The organism is Pseudomonas sp. CG7 (assembly GCF_023701885.1).
Lineage (GTDB): Bacteria > Pseudomonadota > Gammaproteobacteria > Pseudomonadales > Pseudomonadaceae > Aquipseudomonas > Aquipseudomonas zanjanensis.
The window spans coordinates 1-24,003 of record NZ_JABAEE010000037.1 but is presented as its reverse complement, the minus strand read 5'-3'; the positions used below and the strand labels follow the sequence as shown (position 1 = coordinate 24,003).

The window sequence follows — 24,003 nt, the reverse complement described above, 5'->3', positions numbered from 1 at the left end:
CCCGCTCGGTTGCGTAGCGACCGCAAAAATCTTGGGGCCGCTCCGCAGCCCAGCGGGAGCAAGCTCCCTCGCCACAAAAGGCTTTCATAAGCCAAGGTTCATGCTGGCATGAGCTAACGTTCAGTGCTCGGGCTCGGCTTCAGCGCAACGCGTAATCCAACACAATCCCCACGAAAGTCGCCAAGCCGGCGCAATGGGTGTGCAAGAAAGCCTTGAAGCAGCGCATCCGGTCCCTGCCTCGGGTGTACCAGAATTCCCAGGCGAAGCACGCGGCCGCGGCCACCAACCCCACGGGGAACCAGCCACCCAGTTGGAACTTAGACCCGGCCAACACCAGGCAACCCAAGGCCAGGCCTTGCAGCGTCAGGATGATCACCCGGTCGGCATCGCCAAACAGGATCGCCGTGGACTTCACGCCGATGCGCAGGTCGTCGTCCCGGTCGGTCATGGCGTAATAGGTGTCGTAGCCCACTGTCCACAGCAGATTGGCGATGTACAGCAACCAGGCGGCCGCCGGCAGATGCCCGGTTTCGGCGGTGAACGCCATCGGCATGCCCCAGGAGAACGCCGCCCCCAGCACCACTTGCGGGTAGTAGGTATAACGCTTCATGAACGGGTAACTGAATGCCAAGGCCAGGCCGCCGAGGGACAGCAGGATGGTCGGTGCATTGGTGCACAACACCAGCAGGAAGCTCACGCTCATCAGCACGGCGAAGAACACCAGCGCCTCCTTCGAACTGATCTTGCCGCTCACCAGCGGGCGTTGTTCGGTGCGTTTGACGTGGCCGTCCACCTTGCGGTCGGCCCAGTCATTGATCACACAGCCACCGGCACGGGTCAGCACCACACCGAGGATGAAAATCACCACGTTGGCGATGGACGGCGAGCCTTCACCGGCAATCCACAGTGCCCACAACGTCGGCCACAACAGCAGGTAGATGCCGATGGGCTTGTCCATGCGGGTCAGTTGCACGAAGTCCCATGCCCGTGGGTTCAGGCGATTCAAGGATTTGAGCAGTTGCACATACATCAGCAATTCTCCGAATAGGCGCGGGCGACGGTCCACAAGCGGGGCAGGAAGATTTCCGCCACCAGCACGCTCAACGCACCGCGGTCGAAACGTGAACGGCGCCCCCACAGGCCACTGGCGCGTACGTCTTCCGGCAAGCCGGCCTCGGGGTAATGGCAAACCTCGATGGCGCGGCGCTGGAACGCCTGGTCGCAAAACAGCAATTCGCCCAGGGAGCGGCTGCCCAACTCGTCCATCTGTAACCCGTCACCCTGCAAGGCGCTGCGCGCCGCCACGCTGCGGGCGAACACCCAGGGCTGGTCGCGACCGCGCAGATACACCTCGCGTACCCAACCCTCGCTGCCCTCGGTCAGGTCGAGCGCGGCACATTCGTCGGCGCGCAATGGCTGCCAGCCTTCGAACAATGGGGTCACGCTGAAGTGGCCGTCCGACAGGCGCGTGAGGCGCCGGGTCAGGGAGCCTTCGTCGAACAACCAATCGAGTACTCCGGCATCGGGACGGGGCGACAGCAGGTGCTGGGGCAGCCATTGGAGTGTAGGAAAAATCGAATTTGTATGCGGCACAGAGGTCTTGAATGGCAGCAAATGAGGCCGCGAGCTTACCATGTCGGTCGCGGGTTTTGACCGGCCTGGCCTGCGGCCTGCCGATCGTGCTTGCATCTGGCGCGACCGATCAGTACAAAACGGCCCTGAGCCGGAAAATACCGGCCAAGGCCTGACATCTCGAGGAAGTATTGGAATGAAGAAGTGGCAATGTATCGTCTGCGGCCTGATCTACAACGAAGCTGACGGCTGGCCTGACGATGGCATCGCGCCCGGCACTCGCTGGGAAGATGTACCGGCGGACTGGCTGTGCCCAGACTGCGGTGTCGGCAAAATGGATTTCGAAATGATCGAAATCAACTGATCGTTTCATTTAATGGAGAGCAACATGAGTGCACCTGTCGTCATCGTCGGTACTGGGCTGGCCGGTTATAACCTGGCCCGGGAGTTTCGCAAGCTCGACAGCGAGACCCCGCTGCTGCTGATCACCGCGGATGACGGTCGCTCATACTCCAAGCCGATGCTTTCCACGGGCTTTGGCAAGAACAAGGATGCCGACGGTTTGAGCATGGCTGAACCGGGGGCCATGGCCGAACAACTCAAGGCCGAGGTGCGGACCCACACCCGCATCAGCGGCATCGATCCGGGCCACAAACGGCTGTGGATTGGCGAGGAGGCGGTGAACTACCGCGACCTGATCCTGGCCTGGGGCGCCGAAACCGTGCGCGTGCCGGTACAGGGCGACGCGGCGGACCTGATCTTTCCCATCAACGACCTGGAAGACTACGCGCGCTTCAGGGCTGCGGCCGTCGGCAAGCGCCGGGTGTTGCTGCTGGGTGCCGGTCTGATTGGCTGCGAGTTCGCCAACGACCTGAGCCTGGGGGGCTACGAAGTCGAGTTGGTGGCGCCGTGCGAGCAAGTCATGCCGACGCTGCTGCATCCGGCCGCTGCGGCAGCGGTCCAGGCCGGGCTGGAAAGCCTCGGCGCGCGCTTCCACCTGGGCCCTGTGCTCAACCGCTTGCAGAAGGTCGCCGATGGGCTGGAGGCGCACCTGTCCGACGGCCAGGTGATCGCCTGCGACCTGGTGGTCTCGGCCGTCGGCCTGCGTCCACGCATCGACCTGGCGGCGGCCGCCGGGCTGGTGGCCAACCGCGGCGTCGTGGTCGATCGCCACCTGAAAACCTCCCACGCCAATATCTACGCCCTGGGCGATTGCGCCGAGGTCGACGGCTTGAACCTGCTGTATGTCATGCCGCTGATGAGCTGCGCCCGGGCCTTGGCCCAAACCCTGGCCGGCAACCCGACTGCCGTCAGTTACGGTGCCATGCCGATTACCGTAAAAACCCCGGTGTGCCCATTGGTCGTGTCGCCGCCACCGCGAGGCAGCGAAGGCGTGTGGAGCGTCGAAGGGCTGGGCGCGGACATCAAGGCACTGTGCCGAGACGCTCAAGGCAATCTGTTGGGCTACGCGCTGACGGGCACGGCAGTGATGGAGAAACTGGCGCTGAACAAGGAGCTTCCAGCCCTGCTGGCGTAAATACTGGTCGTTCTGTCGCAAAAACCCTACTTTTGGTCCCACAAAGGTCTTCCGGACACTGGCGCGGTGTTCGGCACCGTGCCATCCTCACTCCCGTCTGCCGCAGAGTAGAGCCTGCGGCGCCTTAGGGGCTGTTCCAAAGAGAACAGCACGGACATAACAACAAAAAAACCGTCAAAGGGGCTTCATTTCATGCGTAAACCAGAACTCGCCGCCGCTATCGCGGAAAAAGCAGACCTCACCAAAGAACAAGCCAACCGCGTCCTCAACGCCGTCCTCGAAGAAATCACCGGCGCCCTGCACCGCAAGGACAGCGTTACCCTGGTGGGCTTCGGCACTTTCCTGCAACGCCACCGCGGCGCCCGCACTGGCAAGAATCCACAAACCGGTGAGCCAGTAAAGATCAAGGCCAGCAACACCGTTGCCTTCAAACCAGGCAAGTTCTTGAAAGATAGCGTTAACCCATAATTGCGACGAGTACCTCGGCCAGGGGGAAGAAAGCAGCAATCGAAAGGGCATACCGATGAATCGGTATGCCCTTTTTTATGTGCCGTTGCTGGCCGTGGCGAGGCATCCAATGTGGGAGCGAGCTTGCTCGCGATGGCGATAGTACCGTCACCATTGAAGCAAGCTGACCCACCGCTATCGCGAGCAAGCGCGCTCCCACACTGAAACGGCGTCGAGCCTGGATGGCATGAACAACGACGAACAAATGTGGGAGCGAGCTTGCTCGCGATGGCGCCCGCCTAGTCCGCGGAAGTCTTCGGCTCCGCCAACACCTTCAAGGCCGCCTTGCGCTCGTCGATCGGCAATTTGCCCAGCTGTTCCACCGCCGTGTAAAACCCAACCCAGTCCCCATCCTTCTGCTTGAACAGCGCCGCAAACGCCGGCACCCACTGGTCATACAGCCCGAACGGCAGCAATCGCGCATTGTTCAAGGGCGCATAGACCCAGGCGTCGTAGCGTTTATCGCCTGCCCATTGGGTATCGCGCAGTTGCTCATAGTCGGTGCGCAGGCGTTCGAACTCCGCCGCTTTGTGTTGGCGCATTCCCTCGGCCGGCAAGGGTTGGGCGTAGAGCTTTTCCAGGCGCTGGCGGGTATCGAGGATCAGTTGGATGAACTGGTCGCGCTGGCGCACCTGCTTGCCATTGTCCGGCGCCAGCCCTCGACTGGCGCGCCATTGCCGGGTGCCTTCCTGTTCGACGAAGGTGGCGAAGGACTCATTGAATTCGGTGTCGTCCTGTACATAAAACCGTTGGTGCGCCAGTTCATGAAAGATCAGCGTCGCCAGGCGATCGTCGCCCCAATGCATCATGGAACTCAGGATCGGAGCGTCGAACCCGCCCAGCGTCGAATAGGCTTCTACCCCACCACTCGTGACGTCCATGCCTTGCAAGCGCTGCAACGCGGCCTCGCCACGGGCGGCGCCCTGGCTGTAATAGCCGCGATAAGCCACGCAACCGGCAACGGGAAAACAATGGGTGGGCGGTGCCAGGGAAAACTCTGGCGTGGCGAAGACATTCCAGACTACGAACGGCCGGCCAATATCCGCATACAGGCGATAGCTTCGATTGTCCGGTAGATGCAGGTGAGTACTGGCGAACGTCCGTGCCTCGCGCGCCGGGGCCAGGTGCGCCTTGAGTTGGGGATCGCGGGCGGGGTCGACAATGACCTGGTCGATAGGCTCGCGGGCCTGCAACAGCCTTAGCTGCCCGCCGCCGAGTTGGCTGTAATAACCGGCGCTAGCGCAACCGTTCAGTAACAAAAGCAGGAGGCCTGGAAACAAAATCTGGAAAACACGGTCGAGTAACCGATGGCTTGAACGCGGCCTGATCAATTGGAATCACCCTGGGAAGTCTGCCCACAAGACTATCTCGCTTGCCTGGAGCTTCGCTATGCGCGTGTTGATGCTGACGAGTGGCCTGTTGTTGCTCACCGGTTGTGCCGGCTTGCCTGACCCCGATCCATCCCAAGCGTGGATCGATCTGGGCAACCAGCAGGACACCGCGCTACAGGCGCTGGAAGTCGATGACAAGATGTCCGTCGACCGACGTTATTTCGAAGTGCAACCCGGCAGCCATGAGTTGACGGTGCGTTACCAGTTTGCCGTCGAACCCGGCAACATCGGCCCGGACGCGGAGCCGCTGTGGCGCGATTGCCGGTTGAGCCTGAAATTCAAGGATTTCAATGCCGGCCAACGTTACCAGCTGCAGGCCGGCAGCATTGGTTTCCGGCCATGGGCCAAGCTTTACGATCAGCAACGCAAGGTGGTGGGGCAAGGTACGCCGGCGGGCTGCCAACAAACGTGATTGGCGCTATGCTCAGGGCCTGGTTTTAAGGAAACTCATCATGCGCTTATCCTTGCTGTTACTGGCCCTGGTCTCCATGAGCGGTTGCGCAACGAGCCCGCTGCCCCAGGTCGACCCGAACATGGCGTGGGTTGATTTTGCTACGCCGATGCCGGGCGGCAAAATGCTGATGGCTGAAAGCCTGGACGGCCAGCGCTTGCGCGACGGACGGTTCTTCCAGGTTTCGCCGGGCAGCCACGAACTGAAAGTGCGCTTCGACTTCGAAGTATTCAGTGGGGGTGGGGTGGGCATGCAGGCCGAACCCCAAGAGCGGATGTGCTATATGCTCGTGCGTTACGACCATTTCGAGGCCGGCCAGCGCTATCGTCTGGAGGCTCGCAACCTGGCATTCACGCCGAGCGCCCGGCTCTATGACGGCAAGCGTCAAATCGTCGCCGAGGAACGGCAGATCAATTGCGTTCCGTAGGACTCCCTAGCGGTCGTTCTTCTGGTAGATGATTTTCTTCGTGCCGTTATCGCAACTGCCCACCACCATGTTCTCGTCGTGGACTTCGTCATTGGTGACGATTTCCAGCGTGTAGGACGACACGTTGTTCGCCTGGATCTTCGCTTCGATTTCCCCTTTCAGCTCCTCACAGGATTTGGGAGCCGCAAGGGCTGATGCAGCGAATGCGCAGCCGATGACCACCAGGGCTGATCGTTTCATGTTCGAATTCCTCATGGCAGCACGCACTGCCTGTGCGCTGAAACTGCGAGCTTCATTCGATCATAATTGCGCCAGGGTAAACAGCTCGACCGTATTCAAGAAATCGCAGCCTTCGATAATGCCTGCGAAGGCTGCGACCCTTTCATGGGTCAGTTCACCAACGTCGCATCCAGGGTAATCTGGGCGTTCAGCACTTTGGATACCGGGCACCCCTCCTTGGCTTTCTTGCTCAATTCGTCGAATTGCGCCTGGCTCGCGCCGGGGATTTTCGCCTTGAGTATCAGCTTGACCGCCGTGATCGCGAAACCGCCCTCGACCTGGTCCAGGGTCACTTCAGCGTTGGTGTCGATGCTGTCGGCCTTGAGCCCGGCGTCGCCCAGGATCATCGAAAAGGCCATGGAAAAGCAGCCGGCGTGGGCCGCGCCGCTCAAGTCCTCGGCGTTGGTGCCCTTGCCGCCTTCGAATCGCGCCTTGAAGCCATAGGGCGCCTCGCGCAACACGCCGGTTTCCGTGGAAATCGAGCCGATACCGGTTTTCAGGTCACCTTCCCAATGAGCCGATGCTTTCTTGATGATAGCCATGTCTGCCTCCTGAAGATCCGGCGCGAACGCCGCGCCTGGGTGTTTTCTTAACTGTCTGGGTTGTGAGGATAGACCGCCTGGAAAAGTTCACCTTGTCGATTAGCCGACGAATTTAGTAGGAAATTTCGTCGCAACTATTGAAACTCGGGTATATGCCCACATTGCAATGGCACACACCTTTAAGAAACGGCAGGCTTTTACCCGTAGGAAAAAGCCCGGAACGCCGTTGGAGATCCCGGCCCATGAAACAGCTGTCCGACGTGAAATTCTCAACCCTCGACCTGGTGCCTGTGCGCGCCGATGGCAATGCCGCTCAATCCTTGCACAACTCGCTGGACTTGGCGCAGCACGTGGAAAAATACGGCTACACCCGCTTCTGGGTGGCCGAACACCACAATATGGACGGTATCGCCAGTTCGGCAACGGCGGTGCTGCTGGGTTATCTGGCGGGGGGCACTTCGACCATTCGCGTCGGCTCCGGTGGCGTCATGCTGCCCAATCACGCACCGTTGATCATCGCCGAACAGTTCGGCACGCTGGAAAGCCTCTATCCGGGTCGAATCGATCTGGGGCTGGGGCGCGCACCAGGTTCCGACCAGATGACCGCCCGGGCACTGCGTCGCGAGCGCTCCGGCAGCGCGGACGATTTTCCCGAGGATGTGGCCGAGCTGATGCGCTACCTGGGCCCGCGTACCCCGGATCAACGCATCATCGCCATGCCCGGCACCGGCACCTACGTGCCGGTCTGGCTGCTGGGTTCGAGTCTGTTCAGTGCGCAATTGGCCGGTGAACGCGGTTTGCCCTACGCATTCGCCTCCCATTTCGCACCGCGATATATGCACGAGGCGATTCGCATCTACCGCAACCACTTCAAGCCGTCGGCGGTGCTCGACAAGCCCTATGTGATGCTCGGCGTGCCGCTGGTGGCTGCGGATACTGATGAACAGGCCGATTACCTGGCGACGTCGGTGTACCAGCGGATCCTGGCGTTGATGCGCGGCCAGAGCCTGGTGCAGCGCCCGCCGGTCGAGTCCATGAACGGTCTTTGGTTGCCCCATGAGAAGGAGGCGGTCGGCGATTTCCTGGGGCTAGCCATGGTCGGCGGTCCGCAGAAGATTCGCGCCAAGCTGCAAGTGCTGATCGAGCAAACCCAGGCCGATGAGCTGATTTTCACCAGTGATCTGTATGAGCACGCTGATCGCTTGCACTCCTACGAGTTGCTGGCGCAGGTCATGAAGGGCTGAATCGCGGCCAATAAAAAGCCGACGCTGTGCGTCGGCTTTGAACTGAACGCGCTATCAGCCGCGCTTGTAGACGATTTCCTTCGTACCGCTCTCACAGGTGCCGACGACTTGTTGTCCTTCAGCCGCTGCGCCTTTATCGACAATTTCCAGCGAATAACCTGACACGCCCTTGGCGTCCAGCTTCGCTGCGATTTCGCTTTTCAGCTCTTCGCAGGGCTTGCCGGCCGCAAACGCACCACCGGCAAGGCTCAGCAAACCCAGGGCCACCATCAACTTGTTCATCGCTCGCACTCCTTGGTCGGATCAAATAGGGCAGGTATTGGAAAACGTAATGCGCAGACCATAGCGCATCGCCACTCCCTATGGCACTCCGCCAGCGTGCAAGTTCAACGAACCTCAGCTATTGGCAATCCGGAAACCGACCTTGATCGTCACCTGAAAGTGCGCGGCCCGGCCATTTTCGATGTGGCCGCGGGTTTCCGTGACTTCGAACCATTCCAAGTGCTTGAGGCTTTTGCTGGCTTCGGCCAGGGCGTTGTTGATGGCGTCTTCAATGCTGGTGGGAGAGGAACCGACCAGTTCGACCTTTTTGTACGTATGGTGATCACTCATAACGTTCTCCTTGGTTGTCTTTAACAGCCTAGCAGCGATTTTTCGCCTTACATGTGTGGCCGCTCAAGCGGTGAAAGTTCAGATTTACTGCACTTTCCCAAACCGTCGGAGTCCCAATTCACACACGAACTCAACCACTGCAGGAGAGCCACCATGGCCAGCACTTCGTTACGCAAAGCCTCGTTGCAAAGCATGGAAGCGGAGATCGAAAGTCTGCTCAAGTCGTTGGAAAGTCTGAAGGATGACGCTTCGGACGAGTCGCGTAAACCCCTCAAGTCGCTCAAGGCCAATGCCGAAAACGCGCTGAAACATTCTCGCCATCTGCTCAGCGCCGCCTATGAAGAGGTCAAGGTGAAAACCCGTGAAACCGGGATCGCCACGCGAGATTACGCGCAGGAACACCCATGGACCACGGCCGGTGTCGCGGTCGGTGCGCTGGGTTTGCTGGCTGCTTACCTGCTGTGCAAACGCGGTGACTGAACCGGTTGGCCCAGCTCATGCCTGAGCCATTGGGCCAATTGCCGAGCGCGCCCGTCTGCGGCGCGCTTGGGTAGCCACAACACCAGTCTCGCCGCGGTTTCATCGAAGCCCCACGGCGCGACCAGGCGACCGGCGCGCACGTCCTCGGCCACCAGCGGTTCGGGCGCTATCGCCACGCCTAACCCCGCTACGGCGGCTTCCAGCAAATAATATAAATGCTCGAATCCTTGCCCGAACTTCAATGCCTGGGGTTCAAGGTCGTTTTGCCGTGCCCAGGCCGGCCAAGCCTGTGGACGCGAGGTGGTGTGCAGCAACGGTTCGTCGAGCAGCGCGCTCGCTGGTGCACCCTGCAATCGAGCGAATCCGGCGTAGTGCGGGCTCATCACGGGACCGATCCGTTCGCTCACCAGTTCGTACACCTGCATGTCGGCCGGCCAGGGCGGCTCGGCGAATACCAACAAGGCGTCTAATCCCGGTCGCCTGGGGTCCAGGTCGCCTTCGCCGGCGGACAGGTGCAAGCGCAAATCCGGCAGGTCAGCATTGAGCCTGCCCAGGCGAGGAATAAACCAGCGCGCCAGCAGGCTTCCCGAGCAGCCCAGTACAAACGGGGCGTCTGCCGTACGTTGTGTCAGCTCCGCGCAAACACCGCGTAAACGCTCGAACGCATCGGTGCTGGCGTCCCGCAGGCGCACGCCGGCATCTGTGAGTTTAAGGCCGCGCCCGTCCTTGATGAACAAGCTGATGCCCAGATGCTCTTCCAACACCTTCAACTGTCGACTTACAGCGCCATGAGTGACGTGCAGCTGTTCGGCCGCCTGGCTTACGCTGTTCAGGCGGGCGGTGGCCTCGAAGGCGCGCAAGGCGTTGAGGGGGGGCAGGTCGTGGCTCATTTTATTTGTGAGTTTTCCTGACAGGTTGCGGCGATCTTATCGGTTTTCACTGAGGGATGTCAGGGGTAGAGTGAACCTCATTGTCTTTCAACGCATTTGCCTGGAGCGCCCGATGACCCAGCCTACGACCTCTTTCAACCTGCGCAGCGGCCCTGATGCCAACGGCCTGTTCGGCGCATTCGGCGGCCGTTATGTGGCCGAGACCTTGATGCCGCTGATCCTTGATCTGGCCCGTGAGTACGAAGTGGCGAAGGAAGATCCGGCCTTCATTGAGGAATTGGCCTACTTCCAGCGTGACTATGTCGGTCGTCCGAGCCCGCTCTACTTCGCCGAGCGCCTGACCGAATATTGCGGTGGCGCCAAGATCTACCTCAAGCGTGAAGAGCTGAACCACACCGGCGCGCACAAGATCAACAACTGCATCGGCCAGATCCTGCTGGCGCGGCGCATGGGCAAGAAACGCATCATCGCCGAGACCGGCGCGGGTATGCACGGCGTGGCCACCGCCACCGTGGCCGCGCGTTTCGGCCTGGATTGCGTGATCTACATGGGCACCACCGACATCGAGCGCCAGCAGGCCAACGTGTTCCGCATGAAGCTGCTCGGGGCGGAAGTCATCCCGGTGGTCGCCGGCACCGGCACCCTGAAAGACGCCATGAACGAGGCCCTGCGCGACTGGGTCACCAACGTCGACAGCACGTTCTACCTGATCGGCACCGTGGCGGGCCCGCATCCTTATCCTGCGATGGTGCGTGACTTCCAAGCGGTGATCGGTAAGGAAACCCGCGATCAACTGCAAGCCCAGGAAGGTCGCCTGCCGGATAGCCTGGTGGCGTGCATTGGTGGCGGCTCCAACGCCATGGGCCTGTTCCACCCGTTCCTGGACGACAAGAGTGTCGAAATCATCGGCGTCGAAGCCGCAGGCTATGGCATCGAGACCGGTAAGCACGCGGCGAGCCTGAACGGCGGCGTCCCCGGCGTACTGCACGGCAACCGCACCTTCCTGTTGCAGGACGACGACGGCCAGATCATCGACGCCCATTCGATTTCCGCGGGGCTCGACTACCCCGGTATCGGCCCGGAACATGCCTGGTTGCACGACATTGGCCGCGTCCAGTACACCTCGGTCACTGACGCCGAAGCCCTCGAAGCCTTTCACAAATGCTGTCGCCTGGAAGGGATCATTCCTGCACTGGAAAGCGCCCATGCCCTGGCCGAAGTGTTCAAGCGCGCAGCCAACCTGCCGAAAGATCACCTGATGGTGGTCAACCTGTCCGGTCGTGGCGACAAAGACATGCAAACCGTGATGCACCACATGGAACAGTCCCAGCAGGAGAAACACTGATGAGCCGCCTGCAAACCCGTTTTGCTGAACTCAAGGAACAGAACCGCGCCGCCCTGGTGACTTTCGTCACGGCGGGCGACCCGGACTACGACACGTCGCTGGCGATCCTCAAGGGCCTGCCGGCGGCGGGTGCCGACGTGATCGAGTTGGGCATGCCGTTCACCGACCCGATGGCTGACGGCCCGGCGATCCAGTTGGCGAACATTCGCGCCCTGGGGGCCCAGCAGAACCTTGCGAAAACCCTGCAGATGGTTCGTGAGTTCCGCAAAGACAACACTGAGACACCGCTGGTGTTGATGGGCTACTTCAACCCGATCCACCGTTATGGTGTGCAGCGTTTCATTGGCGAGGCGCTGGACGCTGGCGTGGATGGCCTGATCGTCGTGGACATGCCGCCCGAGCACAACAGCGAACTGTGCGAACCGGCCCAGGCTGCTGGCCTGGATTTCATCCGCCTGACCACGCCGACCACTGACGATGTGCGGTTGCCGACGGTGCTCAACGGCAGTTCGGGCTTTGTGTACTACGTGTCGGTCGCGGGCGTGACCGGCGCCGGCGCCGCGACGCTGGAGCATGTGGAAGAAGCCGTGGCGCGCCTGCGCCGCCATACCGATCTGCCCATCAGCATTGGTTTCGGTATTCGTACACCGGAGCAGGCGGCGGCCATCGCACGGCTGGCCGACGGGGTGGTGGTCGGCTCGGCGCTGATCGACCATATCGCCAGCGCCGACACATCGGAACAGGCGATCGATGGCGTGTTGAGCTTGTGTGCGGCGCTGGCTGATGGTGTGCGCAAGGCGCGTCTCGGCTGATTCCTGGTTCGGCGCTGAGCCAAAAAAAGGGTTCAGAACTAGGTTCTGAACCCTTTTTTATTGCGCCGGGATTGCTCTTGTGGCGAGGGAGCTTGCTCCCGCTGGGTCGCGAGCGGCCCCAAACAGGTTCATGCAATTCTTTCAGAGAGGGCGCATTGGCTGGTTTACGACTGCTTCGCAGCCGAGCGGGAGCAAGCTCCCTCGCCACAATGACGACCCTGTTCGTCAGGGCAACTCCAACCCGCCCCCGGCCTTGTGCAGTTCGCGCAAATGCTCGCCGATCTCCTTCACATTGGCCTCGCTTGCAGCAATTTCAGCCGCGCGGCTCGGTTCGAGCAAGGCCCGGACTTCCTTGTCCAGATCGCCTGTCAGTGTTTGCAGTTGCTTTTGCCGCAAACTGCTTTCCGATTCCAGGCGTTGCCACTCGCTGGGTTGCGGCAAGCCGTAGCCGCTGCTGCCCAGCAGTTCGGCCGGGCGGCTGAGGAAACCGCTATTGGCGAGGATCTGCTGCAGCGTCGCGTTAGCCCTTTCCATGCCACCGTTCTGCAACTCACGGGCTCCGAGGTAGCGCTGTTTGACTTCATCCTGCGCCAACAACAACTGCCGACGATAACTGGCCTGCTCCAGCAGCAACAACGCCGCGCTGGTGCGCAGGTCCGCCTGGTCGAACCAGACGCGGCGTTCGGCGGCGTCCAGGGCCAGCCAGTCTTCCACCGTCTGTTGCTTGATCGGCAGATATTTCTTCAGCACATCGAACATGGCCTGGTACCGCTCGCGGAATGAGTCGAAGTGGTAGCCCAGGCGCAAGGCTTCCTTGGGGTCATCCAGCACGCTGGTATCTGCCAGGCCCCGACCCTTGAGCACTTCCAGCAGGCCGTTGGGCATGATGCTGTCCAGGTCGTTGAGCTGCTTGTTGTTGCTACCGCTGCGCAGCAGTTTCAGGCTCTCCACGGCGCAGTTATTGGACAGGAAGTAATAGTTGCCGTCATAGCTCCAGTGCATTTCGGCGGCGTGCTCGACCGTTTCCTCGATTTCGGTGCGCGACAGGATCAGCGGCACCGATGCCAGGCTGCGTAGCTCGGTCTTGGTGTATTCATCGATCACCTGGGCCAACGGCAATACGAACAGGCGCGAGGGGTATTTGCCGACCAGCCCGTCCCAACTCGACAACTGCACATCGCCCACGAAGGCGCGGTAGGACAGCACCAAGTGTTGGTCCAGATCCAGCCGGCAGTCTGGCCCGCGTGGCCGGCCCGGTGCGCAGATCACCAGCCGGAGCATGCTGTGGCCCCAGCGGCTTACCCAGTTCTGATTGGCCTCGGCCAGCAGGTAATCAATGGCATAGACCCGCTCTGGATCGACCTTGCCCAGGGGTGTCTTGGCGAAGTCGTTTCCAGCGTTGAGGAAGGCGAACGATTGGGCGCAGGTGTCCTTGGCGGCAGGCGCCCAGCCGAAGTGTTCCCGGTAATAGCGATACAGGGCCGGGCGTCGGCAGGCGTAGCTCGGGTCGAGGAGAAAGTACTCCATATTGACCGCGACGAATTCCTTGGGGCTGCTCGTTTCGTAGAGGTCCGGGCTGCGGGCGACCTGGCGGTTGTGCTGTTCCCGCGCGCCGCGACGGCCGACGTATTGCGGCCAGCCGGCGAGGTCCAGCAAGCGTGGATCATCGCTGAGGGTGAAGCGGCGGTCGTTCTGGCCCCGGCATTCATCGGGGAGGCCGATCAGCCCGGCGCTGCCGTTGCGTCGAGTGCAACGCTGGATCAGCGTGCGTTCGGCGTCTGGCCACAGGCGCGAGCGGTCGTAGATGTGGGTCAGTTCATGCAAGACCGTGGCGAGCATTTCCCGGCGGACGGTGCCGTGGGGGCGCTGGGTCTTTTGCGTCGCGGCGCTACCGTCGACAAGGCTGTCGAGCAGGTTGCTGTTGAGGTCCAGTTGCGACACCAACGAGGCCTGGCCGTAGGCATTGGCGGGCATCTGGTCGGTCCAGCCGACGTTGATGCGTCGGTCCAGTCGCTCGATGAAGCGCGGCGGCAGGGCTTGCATGGCTTCATCGAGCAGCGCCTGGCTGGCCTGCTGTTGCGCCGGGCTCAGTCCTTCGACGTTGAGGTGCAGTTGCAGGCCGGCCTGGGCCATGCTGCCGGTGAGCAGCAAGACCCCGGCCGCCATCCAGGCGGCGAACCGCCTCACAATGCGAGGATGGCTTCGGCGAGAACCTGGTCACTGGCATCCCGGGCTTCCGGTACGCGGGTGCGCAAGGTGTCGAAGGCGGCCTCGAGATGAGCACCACGAATTTCACCATTGCTGGCGACAAAACTGGCCGCATCGTCATGGGCTTCGCGGACGATTTTCGAATCACGGATGGACGTGGTGGTGTCGGAGGTGAAATCGATCGTGCGCTGTGAGGCGCGGACGATGATGTTACTGGTGGCTACCAGTGTTTGTGCCTGGGCCACATCGGCCAAGACCAACAGGCCGAGGGCGGCAGCAATCAGCGGGCTACGCATGGAACGACTCCGGAAAAATAAGGATAACTATTGGACGAGAATTGCTTGTGCCAGTTCAAGGTCGCTGGCATGAAGTTTTGGCTGGGTCCGGCGCAGGTAGTCCAGGGCCGATTCCAGTTGTGCACCTCGCAACTGCCCGTCGCTGGCAATGAAGGCCGCAGCGTCATCACGAGCGGCGACGATCAGTTTATGGTCGAAGGGCGCGGAGGTCACCATGCTCGTGGCATAGCCGCTGACCACCACTTGCTGGGTAGATACATCGAAGGCATGGGCCGGCACGGACCAGCAAGAAACGACGAAGAAAGACGCGATGAACAGATCTGAGTAAAAACGCATGGGACTCGACGGTTGATGGCGAGCCTGAAGGCTAGCGCAAACCTGCGGGCCAGAGCCAGTGCTGAAACATCGGAACACCAATTGGCGCCCGATGTTTCATGTTGCATCAGATCACCAGGATGGCCTGGGCCAGCTGCGCATCGGTGGCGTTGAGATGCGGTGCCTGGTGGCGGATGTAATCCAGGGCACTTTCCAGTTTCACACCACGAATGGCGCCTTCGCTGGCGACGAAGCTGGCAGCGTCGTCACGGGCGGCTTGAACGATTTTGTTGTCACGCAATGACGAGGTTGCATCGGAAGTCACGTCGGACGTGGCTTTGAGCGCTCCGACGAGGGAATCAGTGGTAACAATAAAGCTGCTGGCGTTGGAATGGGCGGCTACGGCCAGGAGAGCAGCTGCGCTGAGCAGGCGAAGACGGATCATGATGAAACTCCTTGAATGAGGGTGATGCCGGTGCGTGTAGCTGGAAGAGGAGACGCATGCTCGACTCGCTTCGCCACGTTCGCCTCGATATTAGGGCAGGAACGCGTTGGCTGACAGCCCTTGCGAGCGTCACTGTAGGACGCTTGCATGGGGTCGTTACGGTTCAAGCATAACTGTACTGGTAAGTTTTTACTTTTATGAAAACTGTTATTTTCTCCACACATCCCTAAAAATCGGGGCCCGGAAACGACAAGACCCGTCGCGGTTACCCGCGACGGGTCTTGTTTGTTCAATTCGGTGCTGGCAGTGGACCCGGTGGGTCAGGGCCAGCGACGCTGAGTTAGCGCCAGAACGGCTTGCTCAGCTCTTCGTAGCGTTGTGCTTCGCTGATACCGGCATCAGCCAGCAGGCGCGAATCCAGACGAGCCAGTTGGTGACGGCTGGCGATGCGGCGCTGCCACAACATCAGGTTGGCGATAACGCGAAGAGGCAGGGAAGCCTGGTTTTTTTCAGCATTGTCTTCGAAAAACAGCTCGGAACTGAGTGTACGTTCCATGGTTGACATCCTTCCGCTTGTGGCGGGATTAGGTAGTGGTTTAACTGGTGCCCATGATCCTCTCGTTTGGCCAGTCTCTCTAGATACAGTTCACCTGTATTGTGAGAGACCAGTTAACTGTTAAAGGGCGGTGTACTGGTCGATATTGAAGCAACTGTACCTATCCGCACGTTATTGGTGCAATTTTATACGCTGCTGGCAGTTTTGAGGGAAAAGACTGTAGGAAAACACCGGTACAGCAGTACAGTTTTTGGTGCGAGGGAAGCGAATGGCAGGCAGCAACCAAAACTGTATTTGCGATAAACGGTGATCCAGCTGTATCAGACAGCCAGCATGCGCCCGGTTTCTTCCAGGTTCAGGTGCCAACTCAGTGCATCGCGAAGGATATGCGGGGTATGCCCGCCCAAGGCGCACGCGGCGACGAAATAGTCATTCAAGGCCTGGCGATAGGAAGGGTGCACGCAATTGTCGATGATCACGCGTGCCCGCTCCCTCGGCGCCAGGCCCCGCAGGTCGGCCAGGCCGATCTCGGTCACCAGGATGTCAACGTCATGTTCGGTATGGTCCACATGGCTGACCATCGGCACGACACTGGAAATGGCGCCGCCCTTGGCAATCGACTTGGTAACGAAGATCGCCAAGTGGGCGTTACGGGCGAAATCCCCCGAACCGCCGATGCCATTCATCATCCGCGTGCCGCAGACATGGGTGGAGTTGACGTTGCCGTACAGGTCGAACTCCAGCGCGGTGTTGATACCAATGATGCCCAGGCGGCGCACCACTTCGGGATGGTTGGAAATTTCCTGGGGGCGCAGGACCAGTTTGTCCTTGTACTTCTCCAGGTTTCCGAAGACGTCGGCATTGCGTCGACCCGACAGGGTGATCGAGCTGCCGGAGGCGAAACTCAGCTTGCCGGCGTCGATCAAGTCAAATGTCGAATCCTGCAGGACCTCGGAATACATGGTCAGGTCTTCGAACGGGGAATCGATCAGTCCGCACATCACGGCGTTGGCGATGTTGCCAATTCCGGCCTGCAACGGCCCGAGCTTATTGGTCATGCGTCCAGCCGCGACTTCCTGCTTGAAGAAGTCGATCAGGTGATCGGCAATGGCCTGGGTGTCGCTGTCGGGTGTCGCGACGGTCGAAGGCGAGTCCCGCTGGTTGGTAATGACAATGGCAGCAATTTTTTCCGGCGGGATCGGGATCGCGGGACTGCCAATGCGGTCGTCGACTTTCACCAGGGGAATCGGCGTGCGGGTAGGGCGATAGGTCGGGATATAAATGTCGTGCAGCCCTTCCAGGTTCGGGTTGTGGGCCAGGTTGATCTCGATGATCACTTGCCGGGCGAAGATGGCAAAACTGGCCGAGTTACCCACCGACGTGGTCGGTACGATATGCCCTTGCTCGGTGATGGCTACTGCTTCGATCACGGCAATATCGGGCAGCTTGAGCTGGCCGTTGCGCAGTTGTTCGACGGTTTCCGAGAGGTGCTGGTCGATGAACATCACCTCGCCCGCATTGATCGCCTTGCGCAGCGTGCTGTCGACCTGGAACGGCATGCGTCGCGCCAGTACACCGGCTTCGGTGAGCTCTTTGTCGAGGTCGTTGCCCAGGCTCGCGCCGGTCATCAGGCTGATTTTCAACGGCGTCACCTTGGCGCGCTCAGCCAGGGCGTGGGGCACTGCTTTCGCTTCTCCAGCGCGGGTAAAACCGCTCATGCCAACGGTCATGCCGTCCTGAATCAACAAGGCTGCTTCGGCAGCGCTCATCACTTTGTTCAATAACGAAGGCAGACGGATGCGATCACGGTACATAGGGATTATCTCGGGCTGGAAAGCAAGATGCGCAGTCTAGTGAATTAGCGCTGTGCCCGACCCGCTACAAAGGTCGCATTTTAGGCGTCTATTACGGGCGTTTCAGGCAAAACATCATTACCGGAACGGTAATATTTTGCCTTGATACAAATCAAAACGCCCCGACAAGTCGGGGCGTTTTTGGGTGAAACAGCGATGGGGTTATTCCACGGCTTTGACCATGTCCTCAATGACCTTCTTGGCGTCACCGAACACCATCATGGTCTTGTCGAGGTAGAACAGCTCGTTGTCCAGGCCGGCATAGCCGCTGGCCATCGAGCGCTTGTTGACGATGATGGTCTTGGCTTTGAAAGCCTCGAGGATCGGCATGCCGGCAATCGGCGACTTCGGATCGTTCTTCGCCGCCGGGTTGACCACGTCGTTGGCGCCCAGTACCAGCACCACGTCGGCCTGGCCGAACTCGGAGTTGATGTCTTCCATCTCGAACACCTGGTCGTAAGGCACTTCGGCCTCGGCCAGCAGGACGTTCATGTGCCCGGGCATGCGACCGGCCACCGGGTGGATCGCGTATTTGACGGTTACGCCGTGGTGGGTCAGCTTCTCGGTCAGTTCTTTCAGCGCGTGTTGCGCCCGGGCCACCGCCAGGCCGTAGCCTGGAACGATGATCACCGTGTCGGCGTTGGTCAGCAGGAAGGTAGCGTCGTCAGCCGAGCCGGATTTCACTGGGCGGGCTTCTTTGGAGCCTGCCGGACCAGCAGCATCGGCCGTGTTGCCGAAACCGCCGAGCAGCACGTTGAAGAACGAACGGTTCATCGCCTTGCACATGATGTACGAGAGAATCGCACCGCTCGAACCCACCAACGAACCGGCAATGATCAGCATCGAGTTGTTCAGCGAGAAGCCGATACCCGCCGCTGCCCAACCGGAGTAGCTGTTGAGCATCGAGACCACCACCGGCATGTCCGCGCCGCCGATCGGGATGAGGATCAGTACACCCAGGACAAACGCCAGCGCCAGCATCAGGGCAAACGCGCCGAGGTTGCCGGTAAACATGAAGGTCAGGCCCAGGCCCAGCGTTGCCAGGCCCAGAATCAGGTTGAGCTTGTGCTGGCCGCCAAACTGTACCGGTGCGCCCTGGAACAGGCGGAACTTGTATTTGCCCGAGAGCTTGCCGAACGCGATCACCGAGCCGGAGAAGGTGATTGCACCGATGGCGGCGCCGAGGAACAGCTCCAGACGGTTACCCGCCGGAATCGAATCCCCCAGTTGCTTGACAATGCCCAGGGACTGCGGTTCGACGACCGCCGCGATGGCAATGAACACCGCCGCCAGGCCGATCATGCTGTGCATGAAGGCGACCAGCTCCGGCATCTTGGTCATCTCGACGCGCTTGGCCATGATCGAGCCAGCAGTACCGCCAACCAACAGGCCGACGATGACGTAGCCAATGCCGGCAGTGGCCAGCTCAGCACCGAGCTTATAGATAAGGCCCACAGTGGTGAGCACCGCCAACGCCATCCCGAGCATGCCGAACAGGTTGCCGCGGCGGGAGGTGGTGGGGTGCGACAGGCCTTTGAGGGCCTGGATGAAGCAGATGGACGCGATCAGGTAGAGCGTCGTTACCAGGTTCATGCTCATTACTTGGGCGCCTCTTCTTTTACGGCTTTCGGGGCTTTTTTCTTGAACATCTCAAGCATGCGGCGCGTCACCAGGAAGCCACCGAACACGTTCACGGCGGCCAGGGCCACGGCGAGGGTGCCCAGGGTCTTGCCCAGAGGTGTTACGGTCAGCGCTGCAGCGAGCATGGCGCCGACGATCACGATCGCCGAAATGGCGTTGGTCACCGCCATCAATGGCGTGTGCAGCGCGGGCGTTACGTTCCAGACCACGTGATAACCGACATAAATGGCCAGCACAAAGATGATCAGGTTGTAGATACCGGGGGAGATAAGCTCTTCCATTGTCTGAATCCCTGCTTAGGCGTTTTTGCGGATGACTTGGCCGTCGCGGCACATCAGGCACGCGGCGACGATGTCGTCTTCCAGGTTCACGTCGAACTGACCTTCCTTGGTGAAGACCAGCTTCAGGAAGTCCAGCAGGTTACGGGCGTACAGCGCCGAAGCGTCGGCCGCGACTTCACCGGCCAGGTTGGTCGGGCCGCAAATGGTCACGCCGTTTTCGACCACTACCTGATCAGCCACGGTCAGCGGACAGTTACCGCCCTGGGCGGCCGCGAGGTCGATGACCACCGATCCGGGTTTCATCTGCGCGACGGTTTCGGCGCTCAGCAAAGTCGGTGCCTTGCGGCCCGGAATCAATGCGGTGGTGATGACAATGTCCGCCTGCTTGGCGCGCTCGTGCACGGCTTGGGCCTGGCGCTGCATCCAGCTGGCTGGCATGGGCCGGGCGTAACCACCGACGCCGACGGCGCATTCACGCTCTTCGTCGGTCTCGTAAGGCACGTCGACGAACTTGGCGCCGAGGGATTCGATTTGCTCCTTCACCGCAGGGCGCACATCCGATGCCTCGATCACGGCGCCCAGGCGCTTGGCCGTGGCAATCGCCTGCAACCCGGCTACGCCGGCGCCGAGAATCAGTACGCGCGCCGCCTTTACGGTGCCCGCTGCCGTCATCAGCATCGGCATGAAGCGCGGATAGTAATGAGCGGCCAGCAGCACCGCTTTGTAGCCGGCAATGTTCGCTTGAGACGACAGCACATCCAGGCTCTGGGCGCGGGACGTACGTGGCGCGGCCTCAAGGGCGAAAGCGGTAATGCCGCGTTCGGCCAGCTTGGCGATGGTTTCGTTGTTGAACGGATTGAGCATGCCCACCACAACGGTGCCGCTCTTGATCAGCATCAGTTCGCTGTCGCTGGGAGCGACCACCTTGAGGATCAGTTCGGCCCCGAATGCATCACTGGCGCTGCCAATGGTTGCGCCCGCTGCCTCATAGGCACTGTCGATAACGCTGGCCTTGATACCGGCGCCGCTTTGGACAGTGACTTTATGGCCTTGGCCGATCAACTTCTTGATGGTTTCCGGGGTAGCAGCAACCCGTGTTTCACCCGTTTGGGTTTCGAGGGGAACACCAATGTGCACGTCAAATCTCCTGCGTGATCTTATTGAGTAAACCCAGGCACTTCGGATGGTGCGGCTGGGGCGGCCGATCAGCACGATCCCGCCAAACCAGGCGGGGCGCGGCATTTTGCAGGCGAAAATTCAGCCCTTCAAGGGATTATGACGGGTGACGGAAAATTAACTACAAGTCACCCTGTGACCGAATGTCGCAATTATCGATCGACAGCCCTTGTGGGCCGTGCTTTCCAAGGATTTAGGTTCAAATTGACAATTTTTCCCATCGGCCAGATGAATAAGCGCTGATGCGCTGCGCGATATGGCTCTAAGCCATGTATTTAGACGCTTTGGAGACTACTTCACGGGTTTCATAACAGATTGACTGAATGCGACATAAACTTATATCTGTAGCGTCTTTTGTTAGTTGACTACCTAAGTAGGACTTTTGCTTTCCCTTATTAATCAAGGTGATAGCCCGTAGCTTGTTTCACCAACCAATCACGAAAAGCTCGAAGAGAGGCGGATTCGACCTTTCGCTCCGGAATCATCAGGTAGTAGGCCTTGATGCTCGATAGCGCGTTACGGTTGGCCACGACCAAACGTTGCTCTGCAAGCTCGCGCTGAATCAAAAAGGGCGGAATCAGCGCAACGCCCATGTCGTGCATGGCCGCTTGGGCGAGCATGGAGAATAGTTCATAACGAGGGCCTGTCAGGTCTCGTGCAATGTTCAGGTTCTGAGCGTTGAACCACTGGCGCCACGCGTACGGGCGAGTGGTCTGCTGGAGCAGGGGGAGTTCGGCGATCGCCTCGGGTGTCAGGCCATTCCGACCATCCAGTAACGCAGGGCTGCATACCGGCATCGGATTTTCACCCATCAGTTTGTGGGATTCGGTACCGGACCAGTCCGCGTCACCAAAATAAATGGCGGCATCAGACTCAGGGTCCGCGAAGAGAAAAGGGCGTGTGCGGTTGGTCAAGTTGACGGTGACTTCCGGATGTTGCTGCTGGAAGTCCTTGAGGCGTGGCAGCAGCCATTGGGTGCCGAAGGTCGGAACCACGGCCAGTTCAATCACGTTCGCGCCGGTGTGCCCCATCACGGAAAGTGTGTCGCGCTCGACGGCATCCAGTTGGGTGGCAACCCGGCGGCTGTAGGAAAGACCCGCTTCGGTCAGTTTGACCCCTCGGCGCGAGCGTCGGAAAAGCTCGACGCTGAGGAAATCCTCCAGGCTGGCGATCTGTCGGCAGATAGCGCCTTGCGTGAGAGAAAGCTCCTGTGCCGCCTTGGTGAAGCTTTCATGGCGTGCGGCAGCCTCGAAACTGACCAGGGCGGCTGTGCTGGGAATTTTGCGGCGCATGTACGTAAGTCTCACTCAATAACTGCTTAAACAGGGTTTATGGCGTTTACGGAGTGAGAAATTAGCACAGCATAGTGCGTAATCCTCGTTTGCCCTTGTAGGAAACCGCGCCTAGGATCAACCCACGATTTTCATTTAATTGGCGAGGACTCTTTCATGGCCGGCAAAGCGAGCTTCAACTGGATCGATCCATTGTTGCTGGATCAGCAGCTCACCGAAGAAGAACGCAGGATTCGCGACACTGCCGAGCAGTTCGCCCAGCAGAAACTGGCACCGCGAGTGCTGGAGGCGTTCCGCCATGAGAAAACCGACCCGGCGATTTTCCGCGAGATGGGTGAAGTGGGCTTGCTGGGGGCAACCATTCCTGAGCAGTACGGCGGCAGCGGGCTGAACTACGTCAGCTACGGCCTGATCGCGCGTGAAGTGGAGCGCGTCGATTCCGGCTATCGCTCGATGATGAGCGTGCAGTCCTCGCTGGTCATGGTGCCGATCAATGAATTCGGGACTGAAGCACAAAAGCAGAAGTATTTGCCGAAGCTGGCGTCTGGCGAGTGGATCGGCTGCTTTGGTCTGACCGAGCCGAACCATGGTTCCGACCCAGGCGCGATGATTACTCGTGCGCGCAAAGTGGAAGGTGGCGACAGCCTGACGGGCAGCAAGATGTGGATCACCAACAGTCCGATCGCTGATGTCTTTGTCGTCTGGGGCAAGGACGATGCTGGCGATATTCGCGGTTTCGTTCTTGAAAAAGGCTGGAAGGGGCTGAGCGCGCCGGCTATCCATGGCAAGGTCGGGCTGCGCGCTTCGATCACCGGCGAAATCGTCATGGACAATGTATTCGTCCCGGAAGAGAACATTTTCCCCGATGTCCGTGGTCTTAAAGGCCCGTTTACTTGCCTGAACTCAGCGCGCTACGGGATCTCCTGGGGCGCTTTGGGAGCCGCTGAATTCTGCTGGCACACCGCTCGCCAATACACGCTGGATCGCCAGCAGTTCGGTCGTCCGCTCGCGGCCAATCAGTTGATCCAGAAGAAACTGGCCGACATGCAGACTGAAATCACGCTTGCGCTGCAGGGGTGCCTGCGTTTGGGGCGTATGAAAGATGAGGGCACGGCGGCAGTCGAGATTACCTCGATCATGAAGCGCAACTCCTGCGGCAAGTCGTTGGATATTGCTCGGATGGCGCGGGACATGCTGGGCGGCAACGGTATTTCCGATGAGTTCGGTATCGCTCGTCATCTCGTAAACCTGGAAGTCGTGAACACCTACGAAGGCACGCACGACGTTCATGCGCTGATCCTGGGGCGTGCGCAAACCGGTATCCAGGCGTTCTATTAATAGGAGAACGGTCATGGGCGCGCTTTCGCATCTGCGGGTATTGGATTTATCGAGGGTCTTGGCCGGGCCTTGGGCTGGGCAGATCCTGGCGGACCTGGGGGCTGACGTCATCAAGGTCGAGCGTCCCGGCAATGGTGACGATACGCGCGCCTGGGGGCCGCCCTTCCTGAAGGATGCCAGAGGCGAGAACACGACCGAAGCTGCCTATTATCTGTCGGCCAATCGCAACAAGCAGTCGGTGACCATCGACTTTACGCGGCCAGAGGGTCAGCGGCTGGTGCGGGAGCTGGCGGCCAAGTCCGATATCCTGATCGAGAATTTCAAGGTGGGCGGCCTGGCCGCGTATGGCCTGGACTATGACTCGCTGAAGGCGATCAATCCGCAGTTGATCTACTGCTCGATCACCGGGTTCGGACAGACCGGCCCTTACGCCAAGCGCGCCGGGTATGACTTCATGATCCAGGGGCTGGGGGGCTTGATGAGCTTGACCGGCCGCCCAGAGGGGGATGAGGG

At 60.2% G+C, this 24,003-nt stretch carries 29 protein-coding genes; 11 read left to right on the top strand and 18 right to left on the bottom strand.

Features of this window, described 5'->3' with window-relative positions; all coding sequences use genetic code 11:
• Nucleotides 1–139 precede the first annotated feature (139 nt).
• Together ubiA and HGO40_RS16385 are read right to left on the bottom strand one after the other, a co-directional pair.
• Nucleotides 140–1,030, bottom strand: coding sequence for a 4-hydroxybenzoate octaprenyltransferase (gene ubiA, locus HGO40_RS16390; RefSeq protein ID WP_250963865.1), 891 nt, complete (start codon nt 1,028–1,030; stop codon nt 140–142).
• Nucleotides 1,030–1,593 (bottom strand): chorismate lyase, encoded by a 564-nt coding sequence (locus HGO40_RS16385; protein ID WP_186708222.1) that lies wholly within the window; start codon nt 1,591–1,593, stop codon nt 1,030–1,032. The genes ubiA and HGO40_RS16385 overlap by 1 nt, the downstream gene beginning before the upstream one ends.
• A 175-nt stretch (nt 1,594–1,768) precedes the next feature.
• On the opposite strand from HGO40_RS16385, the gene HGO40_RS16380 reads away from it, so the two are divergent.
• From HGO40_RS16380 to HGO40_RS16370, 3 genes are all read left to right on the top strand, one after another.
• Nucleotides 1,769–1,936, top strand: coding sequence for a rubredoxin (locus tag HGO40_RS16380; protein ID WP_003177199.1), 168 nt, complete (start codon nt 1,769–1,771; stop codon nt 1,934–1,936).
• 24 nt (nt 1,937–1,960) lie between these two features.
• Nucleotides 1,961–3,109, top strand: coding sequence for an NAD(P)/FAD-dependent oxidoreductase (locus HGO40_RS16375; protein WP_250963864.1), 1,149 nt, complete (start codon nt 1,961–1,963; stop codon nt 3,107–3,109).
• A 192-nt stretch (nt 3,110–3,301) separates the two neighbouring features.
• Complete coding sequence (locus tag HGO40_RS16370; protein WP_003177201.1) at nt 3,302–3,577, top strand: HU family DNA-binding protein; 276 nt, start codon at nt 3,302–3,304, stop codon at nt 3,575–3,577.
• Between the two features lie 278 nt (nt 3,578–3,855).
• Here HGO40_RS16370 and HGO40_RS16365 read toward each other — a convergent pair whose 3' ends face one another.
• A complete protein-coding gene (locus HGO40_RS16365) occupies nt 3,856–4,947 on the bottom strand; it encodes an aminopeptidase (RefSeq protein ID WP_250963863.1) in 1,092 nt (363 codons plus the stop codon).
• A 58-nt stretch (nt 4,948–5,005) separates the two neighbouring features.
• On the opposite strand from HGO40_RS16365, the gene HGO40_RS16360 reads away from it, so the two are divergent.
• Both HGO40_RS16360 and HGO40_RS16355 read left to right on the top strand, forming a co-directional pair.
• A complete protein-coding gene (locus HGO40_RS16360) occupies nt 5,006–5,419 on the top strand; it encodes a PA0061/PA0062 family lipoprotein (RefSeq protein WP_250963862.1) in 414 nt (137 codons plus the stop codon).
• Nucleotides 5,420–5,459: 40 nt separating this feature from the next.
• Nucleotides 5,460–5,885, top strand: a complete 426-nt coding sequence (locus HGO40_RS16355) for a PA0061/PA0062 family lipoprotein (RefSeq protein ID WP_250963861.1) — start codon at nt 5,460–5,462, stop codon at nt 5,883–5,885.
• A gap of 6 nt (nt 5,886–5,891) precedes the next feature.
• Here HGO40_RS16355 and HGO40_RS16350 read toward each other — a convergent pair whose 3' ends face one another.
• Nucleotides 5,892–6,125, bottom strand: a complete 234-nt coding sequence (locus tag HGO40_RS16350; protein WP_250963860.1) for a DUF1161 domain-containing protein — start codon at nt 6,123–6,125, stop codon at nt 5,892–5,894.
• A 149-nt stretch (nt 6,126–6,274) separates the two neighbouring features.
• The gene (locus tag HGO40_RS16345) at nt 6,275–6,706 is read right to left on the bottom strand and encodes an OsmC family protein (RefSeq protein ID WP_250963859.1); all 432 of its coding nucleotides are present in this window, start codon (nt 6,704–6,706) and stop codon (nt 6,275–6,277) included.
• Nucleotides 6,707–6,948: 242 nt separating this feature from the next.
• On the opposite strand from HGO40_RS16345, the gene HGO40_RS16340 reads away from it, so the two are divergent.
• Nucleotides 6,949–7,950 carry an LLM class flavin-dependent oxidoreductase gene (locus HGO40_RS16340; protein ID WP_250963858.1) on the top strand — a complete coding sequence of 334 codons (1,002 nt, stop codon included), beginning with the start codon at nt 6,949–6,951 and terminating at the stop codon, nt 7,948–7,950.
• Between the two features lie 54 nt (nt 7,951–8,004).
• Here HGO40_RS16340 and HGO40_RS16335 read toward each other — a convergent pair whose 3' ends face one another.
• Nucleotides 8,005–8,232 carry a DUF1161 domain-containing protein gene (locus HGO40_RS16335; protein ID WP_250963857.1) on the bottom strand — a complete coding sequence of 76 codons (228 nt, stop codon included), beginning with the start codon at nt 8,230–8,232 and terminating at the stop codon, nt 8,005–8,007.
• Nucleotides 8,233–8,346: 114 nt separating this feature from the next.
• The gene (locus HGO40_RS16330) at nt 8,347–8,562 is read right to left on the bottom strand and encodes a dodecin (RefSeq protein WP_003177209.1); all 216 of its coding nucleotides are present in this window, start codon (nt 8,560–8,562) and stop codon (nt 8,347–8,349) included.
• A 153-nt stretch (nt 8,563–8,715) separates the two neighbouring features.
• Between HGO40_RS16330 and HGO40_RS16325 the strand changes: the two genes are divergently transcribed.
• Nucleotides 8,716–9,042 (top strand): ElaB/YgaM/YqjD family protein, encoded by a 327-nt coding sequence (locus HGO40_RS16325; protein ID WP_250963856.1) that lies wholly within the window; start codon nt 8,716–8,718, stop codon nt 9,040–9,042.
• Here the strand turns inward: HGO40_RS16325 and HGO40_RS16320 are convergent.
• Complete coding sequence (locus HGO40_RS16320; RefSeq protein WP_250963855.1) at nt 9,015–9,932, bottom strand: LysR family transcriptional regulator; 918 nt, start codon at nt 9,930–9,932, stop codon at nt 9,015–9,017. The genes HGO40_RS16325 and HGO40_RS16320 overlap by 28 nt on opposite strands.
• 112 nt (nt 9,933–10,044) lie before the next feature.
• Here HGO40_RS16320 and trpB point away from each other — a divergent pair, with 112 nt between their 5' ends.
• Together trpB and trpA are read left to right on the top strand one after the other, a co-directional pair.
• A complete protein-coding gene (trpB, locus tag HGO40_RS16315; protein WP_250963854.1) occupies nt 10,045–11,277 on the top strand; it encodes a tryptophan synthase subunit beta in 1,233 nt (410 codons plus the stop codon).
• Nucleotides 11,277–12,089, top strand: coding sequence for a tryptophan synthase subunit alpha (gene trpA / locus HGO40_RS16310; protein WP_186708202.1), 813 nt, complete (start codon nt 11,277–11,279; stop codon nt 12,087–12,089). Before trpB ends, trpA begins: the two co-directional genes overlap by 1 nt.
• Nucleotides 12,090–12,314: 225 nt before the next feature.
• On the opposite strand, the gene HGO40_RS16305 is transcribed toward trpA, so the two are convergent.
• The 10 genes from HGO40_RS16305 to HGO40_RS16260 all read right to left on the bottom strand — a co-directional run bounded on the left by HGO40_RS16305 (nt 12,315) and on the right by HGO40_RS16260 (nt 22,152).
• Nucleotides 12,315–14,255: a DUF7844 domain-containing protein gene (locus tag HGO40_RS16305; RefSeq protein ID WP_284739133.1), complete on the bottom strand. Its 1,941-nt coding sequence runs from the start codon at nt 14,253–14,255 to the stop codon at nt 12,315–12,317.
• A 17-nt stretch (nt 14,256–14,272) separates the two neighbouring features.
• Nucleotides 14,273–14,593 carry a DUF2388 domain-containing protein gene (locus tag HGO40_RS16300; RefSeq protein ID WP_186708198.1) on the bottom strand — a complete coding sequence of 107 codons (321 nt, stop codon included), beginning with the start codon at nt 14,591–14,593 and terminating at the stop codon, nt 14,273–14,275.
• Between the two features lie 27 nt (nt 14,594–14,620).
• Nucleotides 14,621–14,929: a DUF2388 domain-containing protein gene (locus HGO40_RS16295; RefSeq protein ID WP_186708196.1), complete on the bottom strand. Its 309-nt coding sequence runs from the start codon at nt 14,927–14,929 to the stop codon at nt 14,621–14,623.
• A gap of 106 nt (nt 14,930–15,035) precedes the next feature.
• Entirely contained in the window at nt 15,036–15,353 is a 318-nt protein-coding gene (locus HGO40_RS16290; RefSeq protein WP_250963852.1) for a DUF2388 domain-containing protein, read from the bottom strand.
• A gap of 340 nt (nt 15,354–15,693) precedes the next feature.
• Entirely contained in the window at nt 15,694–15,909 is a 216-nt protein-coding gene (locus tag HGO40_RS16285; protein ID WP_250963851.1) for a DUF1127 domain-containing protein, read from the bottom strand.
• Between the two features lie 320 nt (nt 15,910–16,229).
• A complete protein-coding gene (scpC, locus tag HGO40_RS16280) occupies nt 16,230–17,723 on the bottom strand; it encodes a succinyl-CoA:acetate CoA-transferase ScpC (protein WP_250963850.1) in 1,494 nt (497 codons plus the stop codon).
• A 201-nt stretch (nt 17,724–17,924) separates the two neighbouring features.
• Entirely contained in the window at nt 17,925–19,361 is a 1,437-nt protein-coding gene (locus HGO40_RS16275) for an NAD(P)(+) transhydrogenase (Re/Si-specific) subunit beta (protein ID WP_250963849.1), read from the bottom strand.
• Complete coding sequence (locus HGO40_RS16270; protein WP_250963848.1) at nt 19,361–19,684, bottom strand: NAD(P) transhydrogenase subunit alpha part 2; 324 nt, start codon at nt 19,682–19,684, stop codon at nt 19,361–19,363. Before HGO40_RS16270 ends, HGO40_RS16275 begins: the two co-directional genes overlap by 1 nt.
• 15 nt (nt 19,685–19,699) lie before the next feature.
• A complete protein-coding gene (locus tag HGO40_RS16265; RefSeq protein WP_250963847.1) occupies nt 19,700–20,821 on the bottom strand; it encodes a Re/Si-specific NAD(P)(+) transhydrogenase subunit alpha in 1,122 nt (373 codons plus the stop codon).
• A 434-nt stretch (nt 20,822–21,255) separates the two neighbouring features.
• A complete protein-coding gene (locus HGO40_RS16260) occupies nt 21,256–22,152 on the bottom strand; it encodes a LysR family transcriptional regulator (protein ID WP_250963846.1) in 897 nt (298 codons plus the stop codon).
• Nucleotides 22,153–22,308: 156 nt separating this feature from the next.
• Here HGO40_RS16260 and HGO40_RS16255 point away from each other — a divergent pair, with 156 nt between their 5' ends.
• The gene (locus HGO40_RS16255; RefSeq protein WP_250963845.1) at nt 22,309–23,490 is read left to right on the top strand and encodes an acyl-CoA dehydrogenase; all 1,182 of its coding nucleotides are present in this window, start codon (nt 22,309–22,311) and stop codon (nt 23,488–23,490) included.
• A 13-nt stretch (nt 23,491–23,503) separates the two neighbouring features.
• A partial coding sequence (locus tag HGO40_RS16250) for a CaiB/BaiF CoA transferase family protein (RefSeq protein WP_250963844.1) occupies nt 23,504–24,003 on the top strand: 500 nt, incomplete at its 3' end.

Coding starts and splice junctions, on each gene's coding strand:
- ubiA (WP_250963865.1), bottom strand. CDS start 1,030: ATGTATGTGCAACTGCTCAAATCCTTGAATCGCCTGAACCCACGGGCA.
- HGO40_RS16380 (WP_003177199.1), top strand. CDS start 1,769: ATGAAGAAGTGGCAATGTATCGTCTGCGGCCTGATCTACAACGAAGCT.
- HGO40_RS16375 (WP_250963864.1), top strand. CDS start 1,961: ATGAGTGCACCTGTCGTCATCGTCGGTACTGGGCTGGCCGGTTATAAC.
- HGO40_RS16370 (WP_003177201.1), top strand. CDS start 3,302: ATGCGTAAACCAGAACTCGCCGCCGCTATCGCGGAAAAAGCAGACCTC.
- HGO40_RS16360 (WP_250963862.1), top strand. CDS start 5,006: ATGCGCGTGTTGATGCTGACGAGTGGCCTGTTGTTGCTCACCGGTTGT.
- HGO40_RS16355 (WP_250963861.1), top strand. CDS start 5,460: ATGCGCTTATCCTTGCTGTTACTGGCCCTGGTCTCCATGAGCGGTTGC.
- HGO40_RS16350 (WP_250963860.1), bottom strand. CDS start 6,125: ATGAAACGATCAGCCCTGGTGGTCATCGGCTGCGCATTCGCTGCATCA.
- HGO40_RS16345 (WP_250963859.1), bottom strand. CDS start 6,706: ATGGCTATCATCAAGAAAGCATCGGCTCATTGGGAAGGTGACCTGAAA.
- HGO40_RS16340 (WP_250963858.1), top strand. CDS start 6,949: ATGAAACAGCTGTCCGACGTGAAATTCTCAACCCTCGACCTGGTGCCT.
- HGO40_RS16335 (WP_250963857.1), bottom strand. CDS start 8,232: ATGAACAAGTTGATGGTGGCCCTGGGTTTGCTGAGCCTTGCCGGTGGT.
- HGO40_RS16330 (WP_003177209.1), bottom strand. CDS start 8,562: ATGAGTGATCACCATACGTACAAAAAGGTCGAACTGGTCGGTTCCTCT.
- HGO40_RS16325 (WP_250963856.1), top strand. CDS start 8,716: ATGGCCAGCACTTCGTTACGCAAAGCCTCGTTGCAAAGCATGGAAGCG.
- HGO40_RS16320 (WP_250963855.1), bottom strand. CDS start 9,932: ATGAGCCACGACCTGCCCCCCCTCAACGCCTTGCGCGCCTTCGAGGCC.
- trpB (WP_250963854.1), top strand. CDS start 10,045: ATGACCCAGCCTACGACCTCTTTCAACCTGCGCAGCGGCCCTGATGCC.
- trpA (WP_186708202.1), top strand. CDS start 11,277: ATGAGCCGCCTGCAAACCCGTTTTGCTGAACTCAAGGAACAGAACCGC.
- HGO40_RS16305 (WP_284739133.1), bottom strand. CDS start 14,255: ATGGCGGCCGGGGTCTTGCTGCTCACCGGCAGCATGGCCCAGGCCGGC.
- HGO40_RS16300 (WP_186708198.1), bottom strand. CDS start 14,593: ATGCGTAGCCCGCTGATTGCTGCCGCCCTCGGCCTGTTGGTCTTGGCC.
- HGO40_RS16295 (WP_186708196.1), bottom strand. CDS start 14,929: ATGCGTTTTTACTCAGATCTGTTCATCGCGTCTTTCTTCGTCGTTTCT.
- HGO40_RS16290 (WP_250963852.1), bottom strand. CDS start 15,353: ATGATCCGTCTTCGCCTGCTCAGCGCAGCTGCTCTCCTGGCCGTAGCC.
- HGO40_RS16285 (WP_250963851.1), bottom strand. CDS start 15,909: ATGGAACGTACACTCAGTTCCGAGCTGTTTTTCGAAGACAATGCTGAA.
- scpC (WP_250963850.1), bottom strand. CDS start 17,723: ATGTACCGTGATCGCATCCGTCTGCCTTCGTTATTGAACAAAGTGATG.
- HGO40_RS16275 (WP_250963849.1), bottom strand. CDS start 19,361: ATGAGCATGAACCTGGTAACGACGCTCTACCTGATCGCGTCCATCTGC.
- HGO40_RS16270 (WP_250963848.1), bottom strand. CDS start 19,684: ATGGAAGAGCTTATCTCCCCCGGTATCTACAACCTGATCATCTTTGTG.
- HGO40_RS16260 (WP_250963846.1), bottom strand. CDS start 22,152: ATGCGCCGCAAAATTCCCAGCACAGCCGCCCTGGTCAGTTTCGAGGCT.
- HGO40_RS16255 (WP_250963845.1), top strand. CDS start 22,309: ATGGCCGGCAAAGCGAGCTTCAACTGGATCGATCCATTGTTGCTGGAT.